This is a genomic window from Mesorhizobium sp. M0478 (genome assembly GCF_040321305.1).
Classification (GTDB): domain Bacteria; phylum Pseudomonadota; class Alphaproteobacteria; order Rhizobiales; family Rhizobiaceae; genus Mesorhizobium.
In genome coordinates this window covers 97,529-120,809 of record NZ_JAMYRH010000007.1, presented here as the reverse complement: position 1 = coordinate 120,809, position 23,281 = coordinate 97,529, and the positions used below count along the sequence as shown (strand labels likewise).

25 protein-coding genes and 1 pseudogene are annotated in these 23,281 nt (G+C 59.8%); 8 read left to right on the top strand and 18 right to left on the bottom strand.

Annotated features, from left to right (window positions below; genetic code table 11):
* Window positions 1-106: 106 nt before the first annotated feature.
* A complete protein-coding gene (locus NKI64_RS18155) occupies window positions 107-388 on the bottom strand; it encodes a hypothetical protein (protein WP_352669217.1) in 282 nt (93 codons plus the stop codon).
* Between the two features lie 186 nt (window positions 389-574).
* On the bottom strand, window positions 575-1,213 hold the full coding sequence (locus NKI64_RS18150) for a poly-gamma-glutamate hydrolase family protein (protein ID WP_352669214.1): 639 nt from the start codon (window positions 1,211-1,213) through the stop codon (window positions 575-577).
* Window positions 1,214-1,474: 261 nt separating this feature from the next.
* Here NKI64_RS18150 and NKI64_RS18145 point away from each other — a divergent pair.
* Window positions 1,475-2,775, top strand: a pseudogene (locus NKI64_RS18145) (DUF2130 domain-containing protein).
* A 192-nt stretch (window positions 2,776-2,967) separates the two neighbouring features.
* Window positions 2,968-3,171: a hypothetical protein gene (locus tag NKI64_RS18140; protein WP_352669211.1), complete on the top strand. Its 204-nt coding sequence runs from the start codon at window positions 2,968-2,970 to the stop codon at window positions 3,169-3,171.
* 98 nt (window positions 3,172-3,269) lie between these two features.
* Here NKI64_RS18140 and NKI64_RS18135 read toward each other — a convergent pair whose 3' ends face one another.
* From NKI64_RS18135 to NKI64_RS18125, 3 genes are all read right to left on the bottom strand, one after another.
* Window positions 3,270-3,839, bottom strand: coding sequence for a hypothetical protein (locus NKI64_RS18135; protein ID WP_352669208.1), 570 nt, complete (start codon window positions 3,837-3,839; stop codon window positions 3,270-3,272).
* Between the two features lie 82 nt (window positions 3,840-3,921).
* On the bottom strand, window positions 3,922-4,548 hold the full coding sequence (locus tag NKI64_RS18130; protein WP_352669205.1) for a hypothetical protein: 627 nt from the start codon (window positions 4,546-4,548) through the stop codon (window positions 3,922-3,924).
* A 1-nt stretch (window position 4,549) separates the two neighbouring features.
* Window positions 4,550-5,248, bottom strand: a complete 699-nt coding sequence (locus NKI64_RS18125; RefSeq protein WP_352669202.1) for a hypothetical protein — start codon at window positions 5,246-5,248, stop codon at window positions 4,550-4,552.
* 615 nt (window positions 5,249-5,863) lie between these two features.
* Here NKI64_RS18125 and NKI64_RS18120 point away from each other — a divergent pair.
* Window positions 5,864-6,091 (top strand): hypothetical protein, encoded by a 228-nt coding sequence (locus tag NKI64_RS18120; RefSeq protein WP_352669199.1) that lies wholly within the window; start codon window positions 5,864-5,866, stop codon window positions 6,089-6,091.
* A 93-nt stretch (window positions 6,092-6,184) separates the two neighbouring features.
* Window positions 6,185-6,457, top strand: coding sequence for a DUF2958 domain-containing protein (locus NKI64_RS18115; RefSeq protein ID WP_352669428.1), 273 nt, complete (start codon window positions 6,185-6,187; stop codon window positions 6,455-6,457).
* A gap of 33 nt (window positions 6,458-6,490) precedes the next feature.
* Here the strand turns inward: NKI64_RS18115 and NKI64_RS18110 are convergent, their stop codons facing one another.
* Genes NKI64_RS18110 through NKI64_RS18095 form a run of 4 tightly spaced genes read right to left on the bottom strand, consistent with a single transcriptional unit; the run spans window position 6,491 to window position 10,916 of the window.
* Window positions 6,491-6,964, bottom strand: coding sequence for a Mov34/MPN/PAD-1 family protein (locus NKI64_RS18110; protein WP_352669196.1), 474 nt, complete (start codon window positions 6,962-6,964; stop codon window positions 6,491-6,493).
* Window positions 6,961-8,769, bottom strand: a complete 1,809-nt coding sequence (locus NKI64_RS18105; RefSeq protein WP_352669193.1) for a ThiF family adenylyltransferase — start codon at window positions 8,767-8,769, stop codon at window positions 6,961-6,963. Before NKI64_RS18105 ends, NKI64_RS18110 begins: the two co-directional genes overlap by 4 nt.
* On the bottom strand, window positions 8,762-9,799 hold the full coding sequence (locus NKI64_RS18100) for a cyclic GMP-AMP synthase DncV-like nucleotidyltransferase (protein ID WP_352669190.1): 1,038 nt from the start codon (window positions 9,797-9,799) through the stop codon (window positions 8,762-8,764). Before NKI64_RS18100 ends, NKI64_RS18105 begins: the two co-directional genes overlap by 8 nt.
* Window positions 9,792-10,916 (bottom strand): patatin-like phospholipase family protein, encoded by a 1,125-nt coding sequence (locus tag NKI64_RS18095; protein WP_352669186.1) that lies wholly within the window; start codon window positions 10,914-10,916, stop codon window positions 9,792-9,794. Before NKI64_RS18095 ends, NKI64_RS18100 begins: the two co-directional genes overlap by 8 nt.
* Window positions 10,917-11,288: 372 nt before the next feature.
* Here NKI64_RS18095 and NKI64_RS18090 point away from each other — a divergent pair, with 372 nt between their 5' ends.
* On the top strand, window positions 11,289-11,966 hold the full coding sequence (locus tag NKI64_RS18090; RefSeq protein WP_352669183.1) for a hypothetical protein: 678 nt from the start codon (window positions 11,289-11,291) through the stop codon (window positions 11,964-11,966).
* A 49-nt stretch (window positions 11,967-12,015) separates the two neighbouring features.
* Here the strand turns inward: NKI64_RS18090 and NKI64_RS18085 are convergent, their stop codons facing one another.
* The gene (locus tag NKI64_RS18085) at window positions 12,016-12,579 is read right to left on the bottom strand and encodes a hypothetical protein (RefSeq protein ID WP_352669180.1); all 564 of its coding nucleotides are present in this window, start codon (window positions 12,577-12,579) and stop codon (window positions 12,016-12,018) included.
* Between the two features lie 38 nt (window positions 12,580-12,617).
* Complete coding sequence (locus NKI64_RS18080) at window positions 12,618-13,094, bottom strand: hypothetical protein (protein ID WP_352669177.1); 477 nt, start codon at window positions 13,092-13,094, stop codon at window positions 12,618-12,620.
* A gap of 657 nt (window positions 13,095-13,751) precedes the next feature.
* Between NKI64_RS18080 and NKI64_RS18075 the strand changes: the two genes are divergently transcribed.
* The gene (locus NKI64_RS18075; protein ID WP_352669174.1) at window positions 13,752-14,024 is read left to right on the top strand and encodes a YfbU family protein; all 273 of its coding nucleotides are present in this window, start codon (window positions 13,752-13,754) and stop codon (window positions 14,022-14,024) included.
* 122 nt (window positions 14,025-14,146) lie between these two features.
* Here NKI64_RS18075 and NKI64_RS18070 read toward each other — a convergent pair whose 3' ends face one another.
* From NKI64_RS18070 to NKI64_RS18060, 3 genes are all read right to left on the bottom strand, one after another.
* On the bottom strand, window positions 14,147-15,559 hold the full coding sequence (locus tag NKI64_RS18070) for a hypothetical protein (protein WP_352669172.1): 1,413 nt from the start codon (window positions 15,557-15,559) through the stop codon (window positions 14,147-14,149).
* A complete protein-coding gene (locus tag NKI64_RS18065; RefSeq protein WP_352669170.1) occupies window positions 15,549-16,748 on the bottom strand; it encodes an MFS transporter in 1,200 nt (399 codons plus the stop codon). The genes NKI64_RS18070 and NKI64_RS18065 overlap by 11 nt, the downstream gene beginning before the upstream one ends.
* Window positions 16,749-16,855: 107 nt before the next feature.
* A complete protein-coding gene (locus tag NKI64_RS18060; RefSeq protein WP_352669167.1) occupies window positions 16,856-17,743 on the bottom strand; it encodes a helix-turn-helix transcriptional regulator in 888 nt (295 codons plus the stop codon).
* A 278-nt stretch (window positions 17,744-18,021) separates the two neighbouring features.
* Here NKI64_RS18060 and NKI64_RS18055 point away from each other — a divergent pair, with 278 nt between their 5' ends.
* On the top strand, window positions 18,022-19,017 hold the full coding sequence (locus NKI64_RS18055) for a class I SAM-dependent methyltransferase (RefSeq protein WP_352669165.1): 996 nt from the start codon (window positions 18,022-18,024) through the stop codon (window positions 19,015-19,017).
* 11 nt (window positions 19,018-19,028) lie between these two features.
* The gene (locus NKI64_RS18050; RefSeq protein WP_352669163.1) at window positions 19,029-19,955 is read left to right on the top strand and encodes a LysR family transcriptional regulator; all 927 of its coding nucleotides are present in this window, start codon (window positions 19,029-19,031) and stop codon (window positions 19,953-19,955) included.
* Between the two features lie 41 nt (window positions 19,956-19,996).
* Here NKI64_RS18050 and NKI64_RS18045 read toward each other — a convergent pair whose 3' ends face one another.
* Genes NKI64_RS18045 through trbF form a run of 4 tightly spaced genes read right to left on the bottom strand, consistent with a single transcriptional unit; the run spans window position 19,997 to window position 23,280 of the window.
* Window positions 19,997-20,221 (bottom strand): DUF2274 domain-containing protein, encoded by a 225-nt coding sequence (locus NKI64_RS18045; RefSeq protein ID WP_352669160.1) that lies wholly within the window; start codon window positions 20,219-20,221, stop codon window positions 19,997-19,999.
* 1 nt (window position 20,222) lies between these two features.
* The gene (locus tag NKI64_RS18040) at window positions 20,223-21,464 is read right to left on the bottom strand and encodes a TraB/TrbI/VirB10 family type IV secretion system protein (RefSeq protein ID WP_352669158.1); all 1,242 of its coding nucleotides are present in this window, start codon (window positions 21,462-21,464) and stop codon (window positions 20,223-20,225) included.
* Entirely contained in the window at window positions 21,461-22,600 is a 1,140-nt protein-coding gene (gene trbG, locus NKI64_RS18035; protein WP_352669156.1) for a P-type conjugative transfer protein TrbG, read from the bottom strand. Before trbG ends, NKI64_RS18040 begins: the two co-directional genes overlap by 4 nt.
* Entirely contained in the window at window positions 22,597-23,280 is a 684-nt protein-coding gene (gene trbF / locus NKI64_RS18030) for a conjugal transfer protein TrbF (RefSeq protein WP_352669154.1), read from the bottom strand. The genes trbG and trbF overlap by 4 nt, the downstream gene beginning before the upstream one ends.
* Window position 23,281 lies beyond the last annotated feature (1 nt).

Here is a 23,281-nt window from a genome sequence, read left to right as displayed (position 1 = left end):
CGAGCCGAACGGCCGCGACGGCGTCCCACGGTACACTTTGCCGGGGGCTGCTCCCTACACGATCTTCGTGCTGCTCGACTTGATGCGGAACGAATGGGAGCGGCCGCTAACCGCCACGAATGGTATGTCTGGGCGCGTTTCCCAGCGCCTGGTCATCGTGATCCTGTTCTGGACGGCCTTTGAGGTATTGATGGAGCGGTTTTTCGCCTTCGCGGACGATCCCGAGAACAAGGAGCTTCGTCGGACGCCCAACATCGGGCAACGGCTGGACCGGGTCTATCGCGACCGCTGGGGCAGGACCTTTTGGGACGATCTGACCGACATCGGCTACCCCGAGGTGGCGCGGCACCTCCAGACCGTCCAGCATCGGCGCAACGCGTTCATCCACGGCGACGCCGAAGCGATCGACGAGGCCTTCGTCACCTCGACGGTCGCAAACTTGCTGGACTCCAACTGGCTTGGATCGCGCTGTTCAACAAGCGCTGTACCGGCAAGCAGAACAAGATTCCGGTGTGGACGTTCAAACCGAAGCCGTGATCCGGTGCCTGAACATTTGCCCGCAAGCGTCAAATTTTCAAGCGTTTCCCGGTTTGCCGAGATGTTCCAAAACGGCTTTGCGGACCGCGCCGGAGAACAGTGCGCGGCGCTCGGCATTTGCGACGAGCGCGTCCCGCAGCGTTTTTGGCAACTCAAGCTGCACGCCTGCCCGGCCGATTCCGCGGTTGCAGATGTTGTTTTTGTGCTCGCCAGGCAGGCGATGGCCGGAGGTGATGGCCTTGAAGCCTGAGGCCTCCAGGGCCACCGCGATAGCGTCGCGCAGCTCCTTGCCGAGACCGCCGAGCCAGATCGTTTCCGGATCTTCGCGGTCCGCGCGGCCGTGCATGCCGATGGCGAGCTGGGCCTTGGTGACCAGCTGGACGCATTGTTCTTCGTCGAAATATTCGGATGGTATATGCAGCTCGCGATGTGGCCGTTTCGGCTTGAGCCCTTCAAACAGGTAGAGCGAGAAATCCTCTCCCGCCACGGCGTTGGCCAATTGAGACGTGCCAAACTCAATACAGCCGCCATGTGGCGCGACAATTGCCACGGTCGAAGCTCGATCCACAACCAAGAAAGCGTAGTCGACACCCTGCGTCTTGTCGGCTGCGAGATCAGCGAAAGCCATGTACTCACCGTTTCGGGTTTTCCGCACGATGCTTGAAGATCGATTCATCGCCACCTCCCTGCCCATCTGTTAGTGCCCACCGCTAGAGCGAAGGGAACTGATCATGTCACTTAGAGCCATGAGTGCCCGGACCGCAACAAAGATGGCCATCACCGGTTCAATGCCGACCCTTTCGACATCAGTTTCCAACTAAGCCACGTCTCCGGGGGATAACTACAAAGTTCACTCTTTGTTCTTTCCCGCGGGCATGCGATCCTGTATACTTTGAGACGTTCTTTTAGCATCACGTTCTCTGCGAGGATGTACCTGATGACTGTCCAGCCCAGGACTCTCAATGAGCCGACAATCAGCTGCCCAAGCTGCAAGACGGACATCAAGCTTAACGAGTCGCTCGCGGCGCCTCTGATTGCGGCCACGCGTGAGGAATACGAACGGCGCCTTGCGCAGAGCAATACCCTCATGGCGGCACGGGAAGAGGAGCTTCAGCGCAAGCAAGCCGCGATCGACGCAGCCCGGGAGGACATCGACAGCCAGGTCTCAGCACAACTCAAGCTTGAGCGTGCCGGAATAGCCGCCGACGAGGCCCGCAAGGCGAAGCTGCTGGTCTCGACCGACCTTGATGACAAAGACAGGAAGCTTGGCGAGATGGAGGCGACGCTGAGGGCCCGCGACGAGAAGCTCGCCGCAGCTCAGCTGCAGCAGGCCGAGTTCCTGAAGCAGCAACGGGCGCTCGACGACGAAAAGCGGGAAATGGCGCTTACTATTGAAAAGAGGATCCAGGAAGGGCTGGACGCCGTTCGCGTCAAGGCCAGGACCGAAGCCGAAGACGGCCTCAAGTTGAAGGTGGCTGAGAAGGAGGAACAGATCGCCGGTATGCAGCGTCAGATCGAGGAGCTGAAGCGCCGGGCCGAGCAAGGTTCCCAGCAGCTTCAGGGCGAGGTCCTCGAGCTCGAGCTCGAGTCGTTGATAGGCAGCCGCTTCCCGATGGACATCATAGAACCGGTGGCCAAGGGTGAGTTTGGTGGTGACGTACTGCAGCGCGTGGTAGGGCCGGCTGGCCAGCCTTGCGGCGCGATTCTGTGGGAATCGAAACGCACCAGGAACTGGAGCCAGGGTTGGCTGGGTAAGCTGCGGACGGACCAGCGCGCCGCCAAGGCGGACATTGCCTTGATGATCTCAGAGGCGCTGCCCGCAGGCGTCGAGACGTTCGATCTAGTGGATGGCGTCTACGTGGCTCACCCCAAATGCGCGATCCCGATCGCAATCATGCTCCGGCAGTCACTTATCGAACTCGCCAACTCCCGCCTGGCTCAGGACGGCCAGGCAACCAAGATGGAGCAGGTCTACGGCTATCTGACCGGCCCGCGGTTTCGTCACCGGGTCGAGGCGATTGTTGAGAAATTCTCCGATATGCAGGACGACCTCGCACGGGAACGCAAAGCCACGATACGCCTGTGGGCCAAAAGGGAGGCTCAGATACAGGGTGTGATTGAGTCGACGGTTGGCATGTACGGCGACCTGCAGGCATCGCAGGTAAGGTCATGCAGGAGATTGAGGGCCTTGACGTTCTCGCCATCGATGCGGCGGCAGTCGGAACTGAGACGCCGTAAATATATTCGTCAGAGGTCTCACCCCGCAAAACGGACTTAGCGAACCCTCGGGATTGGTCTATGTCGCCAAAGGCGCACCGTGTTGTCGCGATAAATGCGACGAATTGCCAATCGACCGTGGTCTTGTGACTGCTCATAAATTTCATGATGGATTGAATACAATAGAGCGGAAGAGGTTTGGACGCTTCGAAGATGACGACCGACGAAATCCTAGCTGTGATTAGAGCCACTCAAAAGGTTCTAAAGCAGACGGATGCCCTCATGTCGAAAGTTGGCCGGGCAGGAATCAAAACGCCTGAAGCGCTCACCTCCGTGGACCAGCCAGCTTTGAGACTGAAAGAGCGGATGGAGCGTGACATGCTGCAGCAAGTTTTTGACGCAGCCTTTCGCTCCTGACAGCTGCAAGAGACTGGGCATGCCGCCAAGCGAGATCAATGTGACTTCCGGACCTATGCACTTCCGGATGTCTGTTCTCCCGCAGCCTCCAGCCACCATTATGGATTTCCCTGGGTGACGGGCAAGGTGGCAAGATTCCCGGCATAGGAACGCATTTGCAGCCGGCGATCCTGATATTTTCCGCGGTAGCCGAACAGCGCCAAAACCTGCATTTCAAGAAGCCATTGCGAGGCATCCCATGCGTCGAAAATGTCCAGGTCGTAGGTAAAGGGGGTCGAATGCGTGACCCCGTTGCGAAATTCGGTCAGCAACGAAAACCCGTCCCGAGCCGGTTGCCCCTTCTTCGCCTTCAATCGCTTGCAGAGAAGTTCGGATTGATCGGCTGGATCCCCTTCGATCTTGAGCAATCGGGTGCAGGCCCTGATTTGTTCGGCAAGGCTCACATTCCGCAACATTGAAGCTGTCCACCCTCCCGACGTCCCAAGGACGTAGGCTGCAAGGGTTTCCAGACCGGCCGCAGACATGATGACGGCGGTTTCCACCGAATCGTAGCGGGAAAGGTTGGATATCTTGTAGTAGGCCAAGGCCCGCCCCACGCCCCGTTTGGCCTCCGGCGTCTGAAAGATCGTCATGTATGATGCGAAGAGCGCCGGCAGTTCTTCGGCCAATGCCCAATGAAACCAGTTTTTCGGGGCCTCCAGCCTGTCAGCCCGGGTGAATCCCAAGCATCGGAACCCGTCGCGAGCAGCATTACGGACCTCGCCGTAACCGACGCGGGTGCCTTTTACAAAGCCCAGAAAATCGGATACCCGATCTAAATTCATACACTTTGGCGGCCTTCAGCGGCCTCCGATCCAATGACCGAAGCACCGCCTTATGGGAAATGGTGCGGAGGAGCGGCATGCGTGCACCCCCGCCGCTCAACGCCAAGAAGTGGTCAAATGGCTGCACGGTGACTGCCAGATTGCCGAATTCCAGCACGATCCCTACTTTTTTTGGATGGATTGCCGGGCCGCCTAGAATGACGGCCTCCGCCAATCCCTTTGATTTGCCCGCTAGATCCAGACGCGAAAACCGCGGCGTCGCAGAAAATTCTTCGTGTCCGACAAAATGATACTTATGGGAAAGCATCAGGAACTCGGCTGTCGTGCCACCTTCGAACGTGACCTTCAGGTCCTGATCAATCCTGGCAATCCCCGGCTTAAGTGGCCCCGTCCATCTCAGCTGGAGGTCAAGATGTTCATCAAGCTGCAGCGAGACATCCCTGAACTCACAGGGCTTGCCCTCGATAGAAATGGCCACAACCTTTTCCGAGAGTTCGATGGGGCCGTGGGCGTTGCCCTCGTATAGGGAGCCGGCCGAGTCGTCCGCTGTCAAATTAGCCCCCCAGCTCTGTCTCAAAGATGTTGGATGCGCCAGCGCTCTGCAGCCCCCTGTAAGCCTCAACGCTCTCGAAGACGATCCCGATGAACACGGTCCGCTCATAAAACCGAAGGAGCCAACCCGATTCGAGGCCCGTCGTGTCCTCAATCCGACCATAACGGTAGTCGAGGATATCGGGCTCTGCGTGGGCCACCTCCAGAGACTCGATAAGGTTCTCCGGAATCTGTGTCTTCAAGACATCCACAAACACCTCTTCGTCGCTGACCGGCCAGCGCAAGCCGTGGCGGTAGCTCAAGCCCCTGACGATCTTGCGGACAATCCGCAACACCCTGGGATCGCGAGCAGGATAGATCATGTAACGCTCGCCGGTTTCCTGCTCGATCGGACTCATCAGAGCCAACAGGTCCTGCGCCCTCCTCCTGCCGTCAACCTTTCCAAAGCTGCGCGTGATCGGCCCCTCCCAGAGCTCCGTCACGGAGGAATTCTGGTCGCCGGCAATCGTCACCACGTTGCGGAAATGCACGTCGTCATCCGAAGTGCCGTTGTTGCAAGTGGCGCAAGTCGGGATAACGATACGCTGAAATCTGCTGTCGGCTTTCGACTGGGGATAGAGGCCACGCGGCACGACGTGCTCCTTCGTGACGAGGCGGACCTCTCCGCACAGGGCGCAGCGGGCGGCTCGTCTCTTGCCCATGTCAGACCCCTTCAAGGCCATCGTGTCATCTTAACGGGACACTCCCTGCCGAACCCTGAGTTCACTTGACGATCGGTTCCAGGCAGTCCAGCCTCACGGCAATCGGAGGCGTTGTCGTAACATGCGCAGTGAGTTTACCGAAGACGAGAAAGAAAGACTCCACGCCAAGTTGACCCGTCTCGAGGGCGAGATCAGGGCGGAGACTGACCCGTCACGCAGGCTGGAGCTTGAAAAAGACGCAGCGAGGATCCTTCACCAGCTGCGAATGCTTCGCACAATGTGATTTTCATTTCGGCCAGAACTCGCAGGCCGTTGGCAGATGGCGTCTCGCTCAAAAGGACGCGATCGTAAGTCCGGACGGCCGGGACGAATGCGTAGGTGTGAAACAGCCGGGCCATGTCGCCCAAGCCCACTCCCCACGCCCGGCCCCAGCGCTCGGCCTTCCACAAGCCGCAAGTGGAAAGGGGCAGGCCCCAGTTGTTGCGAACTTTGCTGGAATTGACGTTCCTGCACGCTCCTTCGCTGCGCTCCCGAGTTGGGGACAAGCCAGCTTGGGCGCCGGGCTCCTTTGGAACCGTCCTCCGGGACAAAAACCATCAACCAAAGGAAAAGACCATGAAAGACATCAGCAACACCAAGACCAAGAAGACCGAGTCGAAATCCCCGATGTACCTCGCCTACACGGTGCGGGACGCCAAGGAAGAAGGCCAGATGGGCTTCTGGACTCGCATCGGCGCATTCTTCGCCCACGAGGATGGCGAAGGCGCCACGCTCCTCCTCGAGGCCCTGCCCCTGGACGGCCGCGTCGTCCTGCGCGCCCCCAAAGTCGAAGACGGCGAGTAGGAGGCGGACATGCAGTTCTTGACACAAGAACTGCATGACAAGCTGCTGGCGAATGGTCGCCAGTAGCAGCCTCTCCGCGGCACCCGCGACGAGATCGACTTCGTCCTCGTGGTGAAGCTGTTCACACCCGACGTCGGCGCTACCAGGCTCCTCACGGAGATCGATCCGGATGACCCCGACATCGCCTTCGGCCTGTGCGACCTCGGCGTCGGCTGTCCCGAACTTGGCAGCGTCAGTCTCAGTGAGCTTGGCACGGTGCGGGGAAAGCTCGGATTGCCGGTCGAACGCGACCTACATTTCCGACCTTATCAGACGCTGTCGGCCTATGCCGACCACGCCCAGCGCCACGGCGCTATCCGCACATGAGGTACCTGACCCCGGCTCCGGCCGGGGTTGGGCTTATTCCGTGACAGGCCTCAGCTGACCCCAGCTTTCGGCACCGAAAATTGCCACAAACAGCCCGTCCGGTGGGGGCTCGGTCCCAACAATGATCATCAGGAAGCCCGCAAGATCATGACGCGATTTCGCAAACATGTCATGCATGCTGGCCCGGTCGACCGGCGACGGTGTGGGGACCGGCTCGGGGTGGGTATGCCAGTCTCCCAGATAATGCAGGCCTTGCTTGTGCAGTCGCCGGATTTCGGCCCGATCGGCCCATTTGTTGGGAATGAAGAGAAACCGAGACCGCCTGTCGATGGCGCGCGGGCCTGTCGCGGCTTCGACGATGATGCGTCGTCCCTCGAAACGCGCAAAAAGCTGCCCACCGGCTTCGCGGTCACGCCACCCGACTTGGCGGTGGGCGGCAAAATGATCGAGGACGGCGGTGGCAAGGATCAACTCCTGCTCGCCAGACGCAGCCAGGTATTTCATCATGCGGCCTTGGCAAGCTTGCGGCAGACCGGGCAATCCGCAGCCGCGGGCCAGTCGCGGTCACGGATCATCCCGCCGGCTCCGGGATCACCCATCACATCCAGCCAGCGCGGATCGACCTCACCGCCTTGAGCGGCCCAGTTAGCAGTCTGGCCGACCCAGATCTTGTGATGTGGCTTGCCCGGCGGATCTAACAAACAGCGGATTGTCTCGCCGCTGAGAAGCGCATGGGCCCAGGCAAGCTCGGCAGGGCCATAGGGCGTGAACGCACCGCCGCAGGCCGGTACGGCGACAAGACCGTCGTCCGGCCAATGGGTGACCGCGAGGTAGGGAGTGCCCGTGTCCGACATGCCACAGCGCAAACATCCGCCCTGCCCCGGAATGTATACGGCATGCGCGGCCGCCGCATTGGGCTCAAGCCAACCGTAAAGAACAGGCGGGAGCCCTTGGCTCTGCTGGAGATGGTTGAGCAGACTGTCCACTTGCCAGACACCCGTCGTCGCGACAATCAAGTCGGCGTCACGCAGGCGTTCGACGTCAATCGCCTCAGCCACCTCCGGACTTGCCTCGACCGCCTGAAGATGTGGCAGGTTCGCCTTCAGGTAACCTGCCAGCTGAACACTCTTGAACGTACCGACGGACTGGGCTCCCAAAACATGGCGGCCAATGTTCTCCCATTCTACCATTTCACCATCGATGAGATGGAGATTCCCTATACCGGCCTTTCCGGCAAGCTCTGACAACGTGCTGCCCAGCGAGCCGTTGCCGACGATCACGACGCGCTTGCCCTTCAAAACCGTCTGGCGGGCATCATGATCGCGCCCATGTATCCACTCGTGGTCAACGCGCTGGACCAGGTAGCGCCTAACTTTGCTGGCAGGCGCCAGTCCGCGTTGAAGGGCAAACTTCAGCGGCAAACGGCCCGGTCGAAACCCTCGGTTGATCGGATCGTGTTTGCGTCCCACGCCGTCCTGCTTTGGGGGCATCATCAGTTTGACGCTGCCGAATCCGGTGCCGGTTGCCGTATTCACACCAAGCAGCACTTCATCAATCGACTCATCCACAATGGCTTTGCCCAGGAGTTCCAGCGCTGCCGCGTCTCCGGCGACGAGACGCCTTATGTCAGCCCCGTTCTTCGGGAAATCCGCTGGCAGCGGCACAGCCGGTAACCACAACAAAAGGGATTTGGTTACATCGTATTTGGCCGCCTTGGCGGAAGAGCCAAACCGGTGGCCGAGCCATCGCCGCAGGGTGGCCTCGCTGTCCGCGACAACATGGTCTTTCTGGCCCTTCCAAATGTAGACCGCGCGAGGCTCACCCCTGGCCTCCACCAGGCTCAATACACGCGGTGCGGTTTCCACACTGCGGTTCCAGTAGGATACGAATTCGGCACGAAAATCGGCAGCGGTGTTGCCGGCAAGGTTCTGCTCGATCATTGCCACGCCTTCTTGGAGCAAGGCGTGGACTACAGCGACCGGCCGCTCGGTGCTGAACGAGGTTTGCGAAGGATAGACGCAAAGCAGCCCGTTTTCCTCCAGGTGCGGCCATTGCAAAAGGCCTGGCCCGTCAAGGACAAACAAACGCGGTGGCGCGAACGGAAAAGCCGCCGGAACCACTACCGCCAGCGTCAACACCCGGCTATCGTTGAAGGAAACTGCGAACCTCCACCCGGCTGCCGCCACAATCGATTGGATTGCCGCGAGCTCATCGGCATCCATCCGCGTGGCACTGAAAGCCTGAAAATATGCGTCGAGGGCCACAAGGGCCTGATCATGCAGCTCCGCTAGCAGCGGACGGGCTTCAGCCATACCGTCCGCCACCGCGCTTATCGACCGCTTCCCTGCCCGCCTCGGCGTAATCTCCGCGCAGGATCGCCGCGGACGTCACCACGGCCTCGGCCTTCTTGGTGGCGCCGCGGTCAGTGAAGAATTCTGTCTTGAAGACCTTATCCCAAGCCTTGCGCGCATCTGCTTGACTGCAATCGGCATCGTCGAGAACCGCCAGTTCGTCGATCGCCCATTTGAGTTTGTCGCGCAGCAGCTTGGCACGGCTGTCGTCTGGACCGCGTGTGAGCTTGGCCCCATAAACGACGGGGTGGTTGACCTCAAGGCTACCTTCAAGCCGGGAATGGACGTTTTCCATTGTCCGTCGCAACGAGACGTCGTCGTGGTCAGCGTTCTTGGAAAACCGCTCGGTGACAAGCTTGGTGATCATGAACCCGGGGGCAATCTGGCTACGCCACGATTCCCGGCTACGGGCAAACGCCTTCATGAGCTTGACGACGCGGCGCATCTGCCCACCGTTGAGCTGGTCGGGGCTCTGCGCCTTGTTTTCGTCTTTGAACCAGGCCGTCACGGCCATCGGATCGGACTTTTTCCAATCCGTGCTGGCGAGCTCGTAAACATATTCCTGATTCTCCTCGACGCGTCGGTAAACCGGAACGTCAACGTGGTAGCCGAAGTCGTAATAGATGCGGACGCAGTTCTTCAGCACCTCCGGCGCCTTCTTGAACTTGTCGTCATGGACGGCCTTCCGCACCATTTCCTTGGCGTCGGCCGCGGTCTTGTCGCCACCGCGCGGTCCAACCAGCTTGTCCTTGTCGAAATAGACCCCATCATCGATGTCATAATCGAGCTCGGCATGCTGGGTCATCGTGCGCATCGCATAGGACCCTTGGGTCCGGCATCCGACCGGTGCAGGTTCCTCATCTCGCTTAAGCCCGTCTTTCAGCCGTTTGCGGTTGGTGTTGCGCCGGTCGCGCATCGTGTCGCGTTCGTCCTTTGGCAACTGCACTTTGCCGTTGTGGAACGCCGTCATGTCGTCGTGGCAATCAAACATCTTTCCCTCGCTTGGCTTTGCTCTCCGGCGCTTGGCGCAGGAGCCTGTCGATTGCTCGACCGATTTCAGATTTTTCGTCTCCGCAGGCGCTTAGCGCCTCATAGGCATCGGTCTGGCCCTGTTGAACCAAGGCATCCATCGATGCCTTGGAGGTCTCATCCAGGTCAAGATGGCTCAGCATCGCCCCTGCAATGTCGCCGTGCGGGAAGCGGACGATCGAGAGCTCACGACCAGTATGCTTGCCCATCATGCGGGCAATGTGGTCGAAGGCATATTGTTGCGCGCTGATGCTGACCGCAGCCGCGTCCGCCCCGAAGCGCCACTCCTTGAAGCCGCGGTCAACCACAGCTGGCGTGATCTGGTCGCCGGACGGCGGCGGACAGGTTCCAAGGCAAAAGATTTCAATGGCATCACCGGGTTTTGTGAGCTCAAGCGCGTCGGTCAGTCCGACCAGGATCGGATTGTTGGCCCAAAGGCCACCATCCACGAAGGCATGCCCGCCCTGCATTTTTGGATTGGGCAGCCAGGCCACTGATCGGAACACCGGCGCCGCCGTGGTCGCCATGCAGACGTCGACAAGCGTGTAGTCGTCGTCGCGGTGTTTGCTGTTTTCAAGGTGCGGGGTTTTGAAGACCCACGACCGGTGGCGTGACATCTCTACCGCAGGGATGGCAAGCCCTATCCCGCGGTCGTTCCAGATGTCGATCAGCTTCATCGCTTTGAGTTGTGCGGTTAGCGCCGCCTTGAGGGCTGCCGCCCCTGCCTTGTTCAACGCCGCACGCCTGCCGAATTGCCAAAGGATCTTGGCAAGCGCCGAAGGCACCTTCTCCGGGAAGATTTTAGGCCCCTCGTTTCGGTAGAGATCGACCACCTTGCTCATGCGCACATCAGCCGCCAAGGCGCAGGCCAGGATCGCCCCTGTGCTGGTGCCGCAGATCAGCTGGAATGCTTTGCCAAGGTCAATATGCGTAACTTTGCGCGTATCGGAATACCTGGTCATCAACGCGTCCAGATAGGACGCGCTGTAAATGCCGCGCATGCCGCCGCCCTCAATACAGAGGACCCGGAAGGGAGGCTTATCCGCCTGCGTGGTCGAGGGCGTCGTTTTGCGCGCCAAAGAATCAATCTCCATTGCGAACCGGCTATATTAACGCGGTTTTGCTTGACCAACCAAGCTTGTTCTTTGTTTGTTCAGAGAATTTATAGTTTTGACGACAGGCCTTATGTTTTCGGGCTGCGCCGCGCAAGTTCCTAGCTATGCTTGAATGGAGGCTGATCGTGCTCGCAACCGAAATGGACCGCTAACAGGTGAAGGTGCAGGCGACGGTCGGGCTTCCGGCTGACATTTGACCCGCTGAGCCGGTTGCCAGATGGATCTGACCCACCGCCGATCCTGCCGCAGCTGATCTTTCTCGACAATCAAAGATGAACCAGTATCCGAGCCAAGTCTGTCAATGATATTGATAGGGGTCAGCTATGGGGAGCTATCGTGGCAGAAAGACGTGATCCGCTTAAAGCACCTCGCGGTCGCACAGGAGAGAAAATTGCGCGCGGGACCGTGCGAGCGGTCGTTGAGCTGATACCTGGGGCAAGCCTAGTCACAACGCTGGCGGAACAGGCATGGCCGTCGCGCGAAGAAGAGGAACAAGAAGCCTGGCAGCAGAGCGTAACCGTTCAAACCAACGAGCATAGCGAAGAGATTTACCGCATTAAGCAGATCGTCGGCGCGTTCATTACGATGCATGCCAACTTCACCCAGGCCGCCGAAGCCAGCGAGTTGAGTTTCTTGCCCGGCGGCATGGTTGAAGAACTGCAAGAGATTGCAGACGGACGGGCATCCGCGAAAAGCCTGGAACTCCTGAAGCAGAAGCTGAAGGAAACCGAACGCGACGTGGCGGACATAGTCGAGGGAATTCGCTTGGCGATGTCAAAACTCGACGACAACGATCCCTTCAGAGAGAAAATGCAGCTCGCGATCTATGGCGAGAGCGGCAAACTGAACATTCGCCGCAAGATCGAAGAACTGCTCGGTATGGATGCGTCGGACTGCGACCTGCCCAGCTTGGCGCATCGATTGTGCTTCGATATCGACGAATTCAACTCGGAGGTATTGTCCCTGGGACGCGAAGCAGCAGCGGACTTTCCCTTGGCAAAACTATCCTTGTGAACCGTCCCGATGGACCGTTACTGCCTTAGCGGCCTCGCCTCTGAAGGTCTCAGAGGTCCGTCCGTTTCCGCAACGAAATCACATCCTTGGTCAGTGCAGAAATGCAGACGTGCGACTGGTCAAAAAGCCAGGAGCGGTCGTGGATGGGATGCCCCTCGATAAAGGCCGCAATGATGGACGTGACTGGTCTTATGCTCCTGACCGCCGCGATATACGCGTTCATCACCTTGTAGTCGTCGACGTTGCGTCCAAGGTCAGGGCTGCGCGGCACCTCGTAGAGTGCTTGCGGGCTGAGCTGGATCGGACTGGAGATAGACCTTAGCGCGACCTGTCGCAAATTGTCCCAGTGGGTGTTGTCGAGGAGATTGATGCAGTTCTCGAGGTCGATCGTGCATTCAAGGACAACGGGGTGAGCGCCGGCGGCAACCGGTTTCGGGCGTTTGGAAACCTCTGCGGCCCAATCTGCGGCATGCTCCTCCCCGCGATAGAAGAAGTATTGGCCGACACCCAGCCACGAGCCTTCACGAGGCTTGGCCTCGAAAGACCCTTTCAGGATGGCGTCGGCTCGATCTGAGGACGTGCCATGATACCCAAAAACAAAACGCTCGTCCAAGACCCCTCCCCGGCAAAAGAAAACCCCCGAAGAGGGGGTTATCCGGATTTCCGATGAAACACAAACTCGGTGGGTTTGTCGCGCGCGGTTCCCCACTCCTTGTCGAATTCGTCGACAGTCCGTCGGGCGTGCTCTTCGATTTTCTCGGGGCTATCCAGTTTGCCGAGAATGGCGTCTAGCTCACCCTTTGAGAAAGGTTTCCTCGACAGAAGAACCGGGTCATGTTTGGAAACGGAAGCAGGCTCAGCCACAGGATCACCTCCAGGAACAGAGGTCGTGAGGAGCCTTTCTGAAAGGGTCTTCAGACGACCCTTTTTGGATTTGGCAGCTGCCGATGCTACCCCGACTTTAGGCTGATTGGAAACAGGATACGCAAGGCTCTTCTTTGGAGTGATCGCCCTAAACGACTCTGAAGTGACGAGGTAGGCAGCCGTCATCCCTGGGTCCGCAATGGTTTTGCGGCGCTTGGCTCCATATTTTTTTACTGCCTTCAAATCACCCAGCCTCAGCCACACGGCCCCCGAGTCCGCGATCTTGTACAACATCATATAGGAATTGTTGAGGGCAGGTAAAGCTCAGCACATCCGTAACTCCAGACATCGTGACTTCCGGAAGTGTCCAGCCGCCTTTATGCTCCCAGAGTCCGTTCCAAGCTCGTCAGGCTCCAGCCTACGCTGCGCGCCAGAATAAGGACGCCCCTGCCCGTCTTTCACTATCCTCAGCGTGGGACGGTGGATCGATAATCGCGGTATCCCCGTTGTCCCGCGGCGCTACGCGGACACCATCGACATTTATGTCGATGGAGAGCCCGCAAACACCGTTTGTTTGAGTCGTGGCTTTGAGACGATCGACCTCAATCTTACCCCGGGCGTGCACAAGCGAGGTTCAGGGCTTCCGCTCCGTCAATCACCAACGCATCACAGGCGATTGCGACGCCTCATTTACTGTCACGAACACCGCGGTGTTCCATCCACACATCAAGTTCCAGGCCGATGGTCCGGGTCGTGGGCATGTTTCGGAATGCTCTCTGACACCGGGTTGAGGGCGGAGGGCCTTCTGGCCCCTTCCTCGACTGGCGGGAGCGCGTCGAGCGGCCGAGGGCCAATTGTCAAGCCGCGACGCCACAAACCGTATGCCCGCTTCTGGGCTCAATCTCTGCTAGAATTCTCCCCATGCCCCTGTTCTCCCACCTCGATCCGCATCTGCTCTATCCAGCCAACGATCCGCTGGTATTCGAGGCCACGCTGGCAGGCTACGGGAGCTACTGGAGCAAGAATCCGAAGTTTGACGGCTTCGGCGGCTTCGAAGAGGGCCGCTACGGGTCGATGGCCAAATTTATGGTCGAACAACTCCGGCGGTTTGAGGAGTTCAGGGACAGATCACTGAACGCTCACTCCAAGGGAGACCAATCCTGCACCTCACTTTTTGGCATATCGAGATCGTGAAGGTTTGGCGCGGCCAGTGTCTGCTTTTGTGGGGTCCGGGCTTCGATCTATGGCGAGTAGGCGCAAAACAGCCATTTGCAACCCGGCTTACACATGCCAGTCGCTGCTATCGCATAAACCATTCAGGAAAAGGCCCATTCCTCATCGGCCGGCGTGACCAACCCCTGCCGCAGTCGGCTGTGAAGTTCATGCCACGACGGGTCCGTCACAAAGCCTTTCATGCTTCCACATGCCTCAGCGAAGGAAATGTCGCCCAAACGGTCGATAAGATCACTCATCCCGCCGTTCCTGCCGTTTAGGAACAGCTCGAGCGGATCATCATCACACTCAATTACCCGATGTCCCCAAGCTCCCGGTACGTCATCGGTTGCGAGAGCCTGCCGAAGATCTTCATCCGCGCCTGCGGCCTCGAGCGCCCGGCTGACGACATAGCGCATCAGGGGATAGTAGATCGGCTGATAGCTGCCTCCAAGCGCGCGCACACCGGGCAGGATCGACAAAACCAGAAACATCAGCAGGAGATTCGGGACAAGGCTGCGGTTTGCCAGCCGCTCGAGGATGTCGGGGGCTGTGAAGCGCGCCACCTTCATACCAGTCGCAGGATCGATGAGTTCTCCGGCGACCAGACGCAGCGGAAGGCGTTTGCCATTTTCATAGAACCAGAAGAAATCAGTACCGCGCGCGAGCCAGCCACTCCAGGGGCCGGACGCCAGCCCGTCGAGGCCGGCAAGAATATTGGAGGCGAACTTCGGGTCTTCCAGCAGTCTCATGCGTAGCCAGGAATTTTCGTCCGACAGGTGGTCCGCCACCAGGTCGGCGATATCCTCGTCGTCGATCTGGAGGAAGGCAAAGCGGCCTCCGAACATTTTTGGCCAAAGCGTAAGATTGGCTGCCTTGATGGCATGCGCGGGCCGCTCGAATTGCGTCTTCGGCAGAAGGGCACGAAGCAGCGTGAGCGCGTCGCCCCCAGTGTTTTGTTCCGTCGGCAACAACTCGAACTTATAGGGTCCCCGCCCGGCTAGCAGGCCGTATCCGATCATCCGGCTTCGGCTCAGGCCAAAGACGTTGACCGGCTTCCCGTCAACGGTGAGCCAGCCTGGCCCCTTGCGTGGCTTTTCGACGAGATTGACCGTCGAAACGGCGTAGGAAACGTAGGTCGAACACCCGTGCGCCGAGAGACCAAGGAGGCTGAAGATATGCGTGTAAAAGGCTTCTGGCTCCATGAGGAGAAACAAATGAGGGCCTGTCTGCAACACGCGGCGCCTTTCGAAATCCTTGCAGATTTCCAAGGCGGTATCGGTAGACAACCCGTTTCGTGTCGCTGCCTTCCTGATGATGTCGAGTAGTTTGGTGAAGGCTCGGAGCCGGATTTCTGGCATGGGAACTGAAGCCGGCGCCGTAAACAGGCGAAACGCATAATCGCGGATCGGCCGGGAATGGTATGGGCTCATCCAGGGGTAGAGTGCCGTCAGCGACCCCAGGACTGCCTGTTTCGCATCTACGCCTGCTGTTAGCTCTTCCACCTCACGATTCACCTTTTTCTTGTGTCTGAATTACACCGACGCTCAAACACGAAACACTGATGAGGAGCACCACGCCGAAGGCGAAGAAAATCGTCGAAGGAAATGCTCGATCTCCGACAGCGGCGGCAACGCCGAAGACGATAAATCCGAGCGCCACGGCCACACTGTGCATAATGCCTTTTGCCCGGCCCAATACATAATCCGACACACGCGCCTGCAATGTGACTTCAACGCTGACGCGTCCAAGATTGTATAGAAATCCGAGCGCGGCAAAAAGGATCACTGTCCAGGGCGTGCGCACAGATGTCAGCGCCATGAGGACCAGCGCCGTTAAGCCCAAAAGCATGAGATGCCGCGCGTGGGTACTCATCGCTCTTTCAATCCGGAATAGAGAGACCGCACCGATCAGTGAGCCCGCCGACCATGCAGCCTCGAGGTAGCCGAAATCCACGGCGGTACCCTTCTGCTCGTGGAAGACGAAGCTCGATCCCAAAACGCTGACAAGCACCGCGCTTGTATAGAGAAGCGCGTAGACGACAATGAGCCGACGCAGGCTCGGATCGATTTGGGAAGCCGAGATTTTGGCAATGCGGCACGAAACCGGTTCCAGCCGCATCAAGGCCAGGCAGCCGGCTGAAAACAGGAAGAAGGCAGCAAGAACAGTGAATGGCAGGGCTGGGGAGCGCTCATGCAGCAACGGCCCTGAAAGCAGAGCTGCGCCGAGGTTGCCGACCTGCATGACGAAGAAGACGGCGGAATTCGACGCTACGAGATCGCGACCGTCAGCTATCACCGGGATCATTGATTGAGAGCTCGTTAGCGCGACACGGTCGCAAAACGAAAAAAGGGCCGCTGACAGGCAGATGATCAGAAACACGTCCATGTAGAGGAGCGCGCAAGCGGCACCCAGCATAACGAGGAAGCGGCTGAGGTCTGCCGCAACGTTCAAGCATCGCCTGTCAAATCGATCCGCCGCTACGCCGGCCAAAGGGCTCGCGATGAATTCGACAACGCTGACGATCGCAAGGAACGTCGCCACGCCGGCGGTTCCGTATCCTCGCTCGACGAGAATCCAGGCGGAGGCGATGTAGTAGCCGTTTCGGGCAACAGCCGCCGATAGCGTGCTGGCCAGGAATCCGAGGCAGGGATCGGACCGGCCGGCCCGCCCTTTGGCATGATGATTTCGAACCAGGTTTGACATGAGCGGCGTATCCGGGCTGACCGCCGATGGATACCTTCTTCCGCCAAGCCTGCTTTACTGTGATGTTGGGGTTTTCCGATACTTGCTGAGAACCGACAAGCGGCGGCCTAGATTCTGCAGTTACGTCGAAATTCCATGGGCGCCGCGCCGAACGCCCGTTTAAAGGCGGTCGTGAAATGGCTCGAGCTGCCGAAACCACATTCCATCGCGATTTCCGTCGCCGACAAATTGGTCGATCGCAGCATGTCCGCGGATTGCTCCAACCGTCGTTGCGCAATGAATGCGTGCGGCGTCATGCCTGTCGACTGCTTGAAGGCCCTCCAGAAATGGAACCGGCTAACCCCAATCTCTTTTGCCAGATCGGCGAGCGTAGGCCTGCCGTCCGACAACGCCTCGATCATTGCCACCGCTCGCTTGAGATCGAACGATGACAAACCGCCTTTTGCCGGTTCCTGATGGAAGCCGTTCAACCTGAACATTTGCCCGAGCGCTTGCGTGGCCTGGCACTCCACCATCGTTGCGCTGATGGGGTCAGGCTGCCTGAGCTCCAAGGCAATCCTCTGCAACGCCAACTCTACAGTGCCGTCCCGAAATCCGATCGAAGGCGGCAGCATCGCCGGGCGATGGCAAGCCATTCCCGCAAACACATCGTCGGCAAACCCTTTTTCAATCGAGACCAGGAGGTAGGAAGCTGTCGCGTCCCCCTCGTCCCACCCATTCCAATTACTGCCGGCGGGCATGAAGATTATCGAGCCCGCCCGGCGCGGCAAAAAGGCAATCCGGCGCCCATCCACAATGTCTTCTCCGCGGGACGCTGTGCCCTTCAGGTTCATCAAGAACACATGGTTTGGCTGGAGGATTCTTGTCTCCTGGCGCTCAAGCCCGGTTCTTTTGATTACGTCCGCCCGCACGCTTCCCCAACTCTCATACTTGTGGGCAAGCGATTGGTGCCGTGAACGGCGATTCTCGGTCGGGTCGAGGGTAAGAGTATTCACGTATCGACAGCCTCCTTACTGGCGAATGGCCAGTCGTCGCATGATGTGGCGAACCATGGGTTGCCGAACAACACGCAAATAACTCTGGATTGGTAGAAGATGTGACTTTAGCGAAAAAATGGCAAACGAGTGAAAGCCGCCTGTATCCGGCAGCCCTACCAGTTGGCTCAGCCAATACTTGAGCCCGGTGAAATATTAGACCCCACTTATCTTGGTGGAATTTCCCCCATCGACGTATCGGCATCTCACCAATGGAACGGTGCTGGAGGCATACTGCGATGCGTGGACTCGACGACTTCCTGGCTGAGTGCGACCACGGCCCACGGATCAACGGACTGGCCGGCTTCTTCGCTGCGACCGCCGCTGGCAAGAGCGGGATGCCAATCCGCAAGCCCGTCGCCGACGCCCGCCTCCTGCCGAGCGATGAACTGCTGCGCGGCCTGGTCAGCCTGCATGCGGCACGACAAGGCTTTTTTGACCAGCATTATCACGGCAGCATTCCCTACAGATTGGAGGAGGAGTGCCGGACGGCCTACGCAATGCTGAAATACGCACGGGATCGTGGTGGTCCGCATTCGCTATACAGCCTTGGAACAGCGGAAGGCACGATGGCGAGGACACTGTCCGAACTGTCGGAGGGACAGATACGCACACTGTCGTGCAGCCCGAACGCGGAGAATTACAATTGCTTCATGGCTTATGGCGAACCGCCGCACGCTGACTTCTTCGTCGGCCCCTTTCATCATTTGACAAAGGACGTCCTGCGTTCAGATCCGCGACTGGCAAATTTTGCCCACGGGTTCGACATCATTCTCGAAGATACGACCTTTCAGATGTACTCGCCCAACAGAGCAAGCCAGATCGAATTCGTGACCCAGCACCTCAAGCAGGACGGAATCTTCGTCTTCGTCGAAAAGTTCCGGGCAACCGAGGAGCCGGACTACAGGCGTCGCGAATACCAGAAGGATTTTGGGTTCAAGGCGCGCTATTTTCCCCCAGATGAAATCGAGAAGAAGCAAACCCTCGTTCTGGATACGATGTTCGGCAATGAGGTGACTTTGGCACAGATGGCCGACGCCATACGCCAGCATTTCAGGTACTGCTCATTGACGTGGAACAGCGGAAATTTCTGTAGCCTCGCGGCGAGCAATAGCGAGGAAAACCTAAACCGGTACCTTTCTCAGATGGTCACTCCGGCCATTCCGCACGAGTACGTCTACGAAACGAGCTTGTGTCCGCCCCTGCCCGTTAGCGTCCCCGCCGCGCAGGAATAGGCTCCTGGGCCTTGGGACAGGTCGACAACACGCTACGCCGTTTGGACTATGTCTTCGCAGCTGTCGATCATGGTAGCCTCAGGCAGGCCGCAAGAGTCCTCAGAGTGAGGGAATCCTGTGTAAGCCGCAACATCGTTGCTCTCGAGCAGTTGCTGGACATGCAGTTGTTTGACCGCGGCGTCCATGGTGTTCGGCTGACCGAAGCAGGCCGGGCCTGGACTGACCTCGTCCGGGCTCACTATGAAGGCTTGCAAGATGCCCTAGCCGGAGGTGCTCGTGGCGACCAGGATGTCAAAACAGTCAAGATAGGGTTGTGCGGCCAGATAGGCCGGGCATTCGTGGCGCGCCTTGTCGATCGATTTCGCAGCTTACATCCGGACGTGTGCATCGCCATCGAGGACGTTCCCCATCAACAGTGTCTGGCGGCAATACGTCGCCGGCGCCTTGACATCGTCTTCACGCACGGGCTCGAGAACGGCGCCTTATGCCGCAGCGAGCTATTTGGGCACGAGCGCTTGTTCGTTCTCCTGCCCGGCAGCCATCCGCTCGCTGAAAGGCCGGCAGTGAGATGGAGGGATCTTGCAGATACTTGTCTGCTGGTTTCGGTCGGATCGCCGCAGGATCCGGTTTTGCTGGAAAAGATTGCAGCAGATGGTGGCCCCACCATTCAAATATGTCGCGCGAGCGAAGCGACGGTCATCCTCAAGATACAACTCGGCCAAGGCGTAACTCTGGCAGGCGAAGGTTTTGCCAGGACAGTCGCCATCGGCGCTACGGTGTGGAAACCCATCGACGGGCAGAACAGCATCAGTTCGATCAAGGCAGTGTGGCTGGAATCGAACCCCAAGCGTACGCTTTTGCGGCTGGTTGGGACCGCAAGAAACATGGCGACACGCGACTTGAGCCGACCCCGTCAAGAGCTTGAAATCACTCCATGAACGGGGGCGGACTGACCGGCTCGACTTCAGTCGTCCGGCCGTCAACCACCCTCCGAGCGCTTTGCCCTGGCGAAGCCTCGATCCGTCGCAATGAACCGCTCCAACATCGCAACGATGAGGCGCGGCGGATCGGCTTTCCGTTGCCCCGCGTCGCGGCCGAGGATCTCGGCATAAGCGGTCAGATCGCGGTGCAGTGCCGCGGGGAGTTCCACCATGACCTTGACGGGTTTGTCGTCGGCGATTGGTCCCAGTTTCAGCTTGGTCATTTCAGCCTCCGTAAGGTTCCAGCACGAGATCGTGCGTGACGATGACGCGCACCGGGAATCCCGGTCGGATGGTGAGCGTCGGCGCTATGTTGAGCTGCCGCTGGACGATCTGCTGGCCTGTTTGGCTGATGCTGTCCGAGGCGCCCTGGCGAAGAGCGCGCATGATGTCACTCTCTTGGCCCGATGAGCCTGCTTGCGCCCCGATGCTCAGAACCGTGGAAAGTGCCGCAGCCTTGAACAGCTCGCCCCAGTGATAGTCGACGCCATCCTCGAGGCCAGCATAACCCTCGGCATCCGCGCCGGGCTCTCGTTCCAGAACGATGGAACGGCCGTTGGGAAAAATCAGCCTGGTCCAGACCAGCAACACGCGACGCTGGCCGAAGCCGACACCGTTGTCATACTGGCCGATGAGGCGCGTCCCCTGCGGAATGAGGCGGATTTGTCCGGTTGGGCTGTCATAGACATTCTCCGTCACCTGCGCGGTAATCTGGCCCGGCAGGTCGGAGCGGATGCCAGTGATGAGGGCGGCTGCGATGACGGCGCCCGCCTGCAGGACGTTTTTTGACGCCGGCGCCGCGACGCGATCGGCTGAGACGGTGCGTTTGTCCGGCGGCTGATCGAGGAATGCGCGCTGGCGATCCTGCGCCGAGGGCGTCGCTGGCTGCGGCGCGAGGCCTAGGCTGGAAAGGTCGGGCTGTGGCGTGGCGTCTGTTCCTGGCTGTGCGACAGTCGCGTCGCTTGCGGGCCGTGTTTGCGTGGACGCGAACAGATGCGCCGTCCTCGCCGCTTCCAGTTCCTGCTCACGGCGTTGCTCCTCCGGGTCCGGTCCAATGCGGCCTGTCGACGGCGCGTGGCCGCCATTCTGTGCGGCGAGGATTGGGCGGCCGAGATCGCCGGGAAGCGGTGGGCCAAGCTTCGGAACGCCCGAATAGTCCTTCGGCAGGCCGGCGAGCCCATCGGGCGTTGAACGATTGTCGGTTGAATAGAGCTCCTGACCCTGGCCTTGCTGACGGTTCTGCAGCGCGTAGATCAGCGCCCCGCCGACAGTGAGGCTTGCGGCGAGCCCCAAGCCGGTTAGCGCCTTGCGGGACAGACGCGTCACGCGCGGCGGCTCGGCGCGCAGCCGCATGGCCGCGGCCGGCTCGCCTGTCAACGGCCGGGCGTCATCCTCGTCCGGTGCCTCCGGCCGGGTGTCATTCGCCGGCCCCCGGCCTTCCTTCCCGGGATCCATTTTGTCGCTCATGATGACGACCCTCCCCTGTCTGTTCGGAGGTACGTCGCTGGCGGGGTCTCACCAGGGCCATGCATCCATGAAAATCGACTGCTCCTTACCCCATCGGTGCGGGAGATGCGGATGCGCTGCTGGTTCTTGCCGGCGCCGAAGCGCAACTCGGCGGCGGCAAACAGCCGGTCGACGATCATGTAGTTGCCGCGCACGCGATAGTTCACCAGCTCCGACGTGTCGCCTTGCGGCCCGACCACGAAGAGTGGCGGCATCTCGCCCTGGCCGATGCCGCGCGGGAACTCGATGAACACCTGCTTGCCATCGTCGAAGGCGCGCAGCGGCCGCCACGGTGCGCGATCGCCAGTCACCCCATAGCGGAAATTGACGCGAGAAAGATCGATGCCCGTCGAGACCGGCTGCGTAGCTTCAGCCTGCTGGTTCTGCCTGCGCAAGGCGATGAGTTGGTCCTGTGGGTATTGCCAGGAGACCGAGGCCATATAGGTCGACGGCGTCGAGCGCAGTTCCATGTGATAGGTGCGCCGATCGGTATTGATGACGAGATTGGTGAGAAGGTCGGCGCGCGTCGGCTTGACGAGGATGTGGACTTGCTTGGTCCCGCCCGTACCGCTCTCGGTATCGCCGATGATCCAGCGCACGGTGTCACCAGCGGCGACGGGACCGGAGCCGACGAGCTGCTCGCCGGGCTGCAGCGCGACGTCGGTGATCTGTCCCGGCGAGGCATAGACCTGATAGAGCGCGCCATCGACGAAGGGATAGACCTGCATCGAGTTGATGAACCCGTTGCGGACAGGCTGCATGCGCGCGGCCGCATTCGCCAGGTTCACGCGCGCGGTCGGATCGGTCGGTTCCGGCTCGGGCTTTGCGGCGTTGCCGATAGGCTTCAACTGGCCTGGAAGCGGCAGCGGCTTTGACATCTCGACCACCTTGATGGGCGGGGGCGGATCGGCGGCCTGCACGGCCGGGATCGGTTCGTCATAGGAAATCTCCGGCGGCTTCTGCTTGGTGGCGCAGCCCGCAAGCGCCGAAGTGCAAAGCAAAAGTGCTGGAAAGGCCATTTTGCGGAAGGCCGGCATTGCGTGGATGAGGAAAGCTGGGCGCCCCCAGGGGGCGGCTTTGCAGAGTGCGGGCATCATTGTCCAAGCTCCTTCGACCAGTTGATGGCGTTGATGTAGATTCCAAGCGGGTTCTTCCTCAGCGCGTCGGCGTCGCGCGGGGGCTGCACGACAATGGTGAGGATGGCGGACCAGCGCTCCGTGGAAGCGAGTGACCCGTCCTGATAGCGGCGTTCGACCCAGGCGATGCGGAAGCTCACTGGGGATGCGCGGATGACCGACGACACGTCGACGGCGATCTGCTGTTTGCCGACCTTGGTGAACGGGTCATTGGCGCGCGCATAGTCGTTGAGAGCCAGCGCCCCGCCCTGCGTCGTGAAGTCATAGGCGCGCAGCCAGTTCTGCCGCACGATGACCGGATCGGCGGGGATCGACCTCACCTGTTCGATGAAGTGCGCCAGGTAGAAGGCGATCTGCGGATCGTTCGGCTGATAGTCGCCGACCGCGGGGGCGACAGCCTGCGCCTGGCCGAGACGATCGACCTGCACCACCCAGGGCACGATCGAGCCGTTGGCGGATTGCCAGACGAGGGCAGCGGAAAACCCGGCGGCGAGCGCTAGGCAACCGAAGGCCATGGTGCGCCAATTGCGCGCCTGCACGCGAGCCGAACCGATGCGCTCGTCCCAGACCTGGGCAGCGCGTTGGTAGGGCGTCTCGGGTTGTGGGGATTTGCCGTAGTGCGTGGACGGTCGTTTGAACATG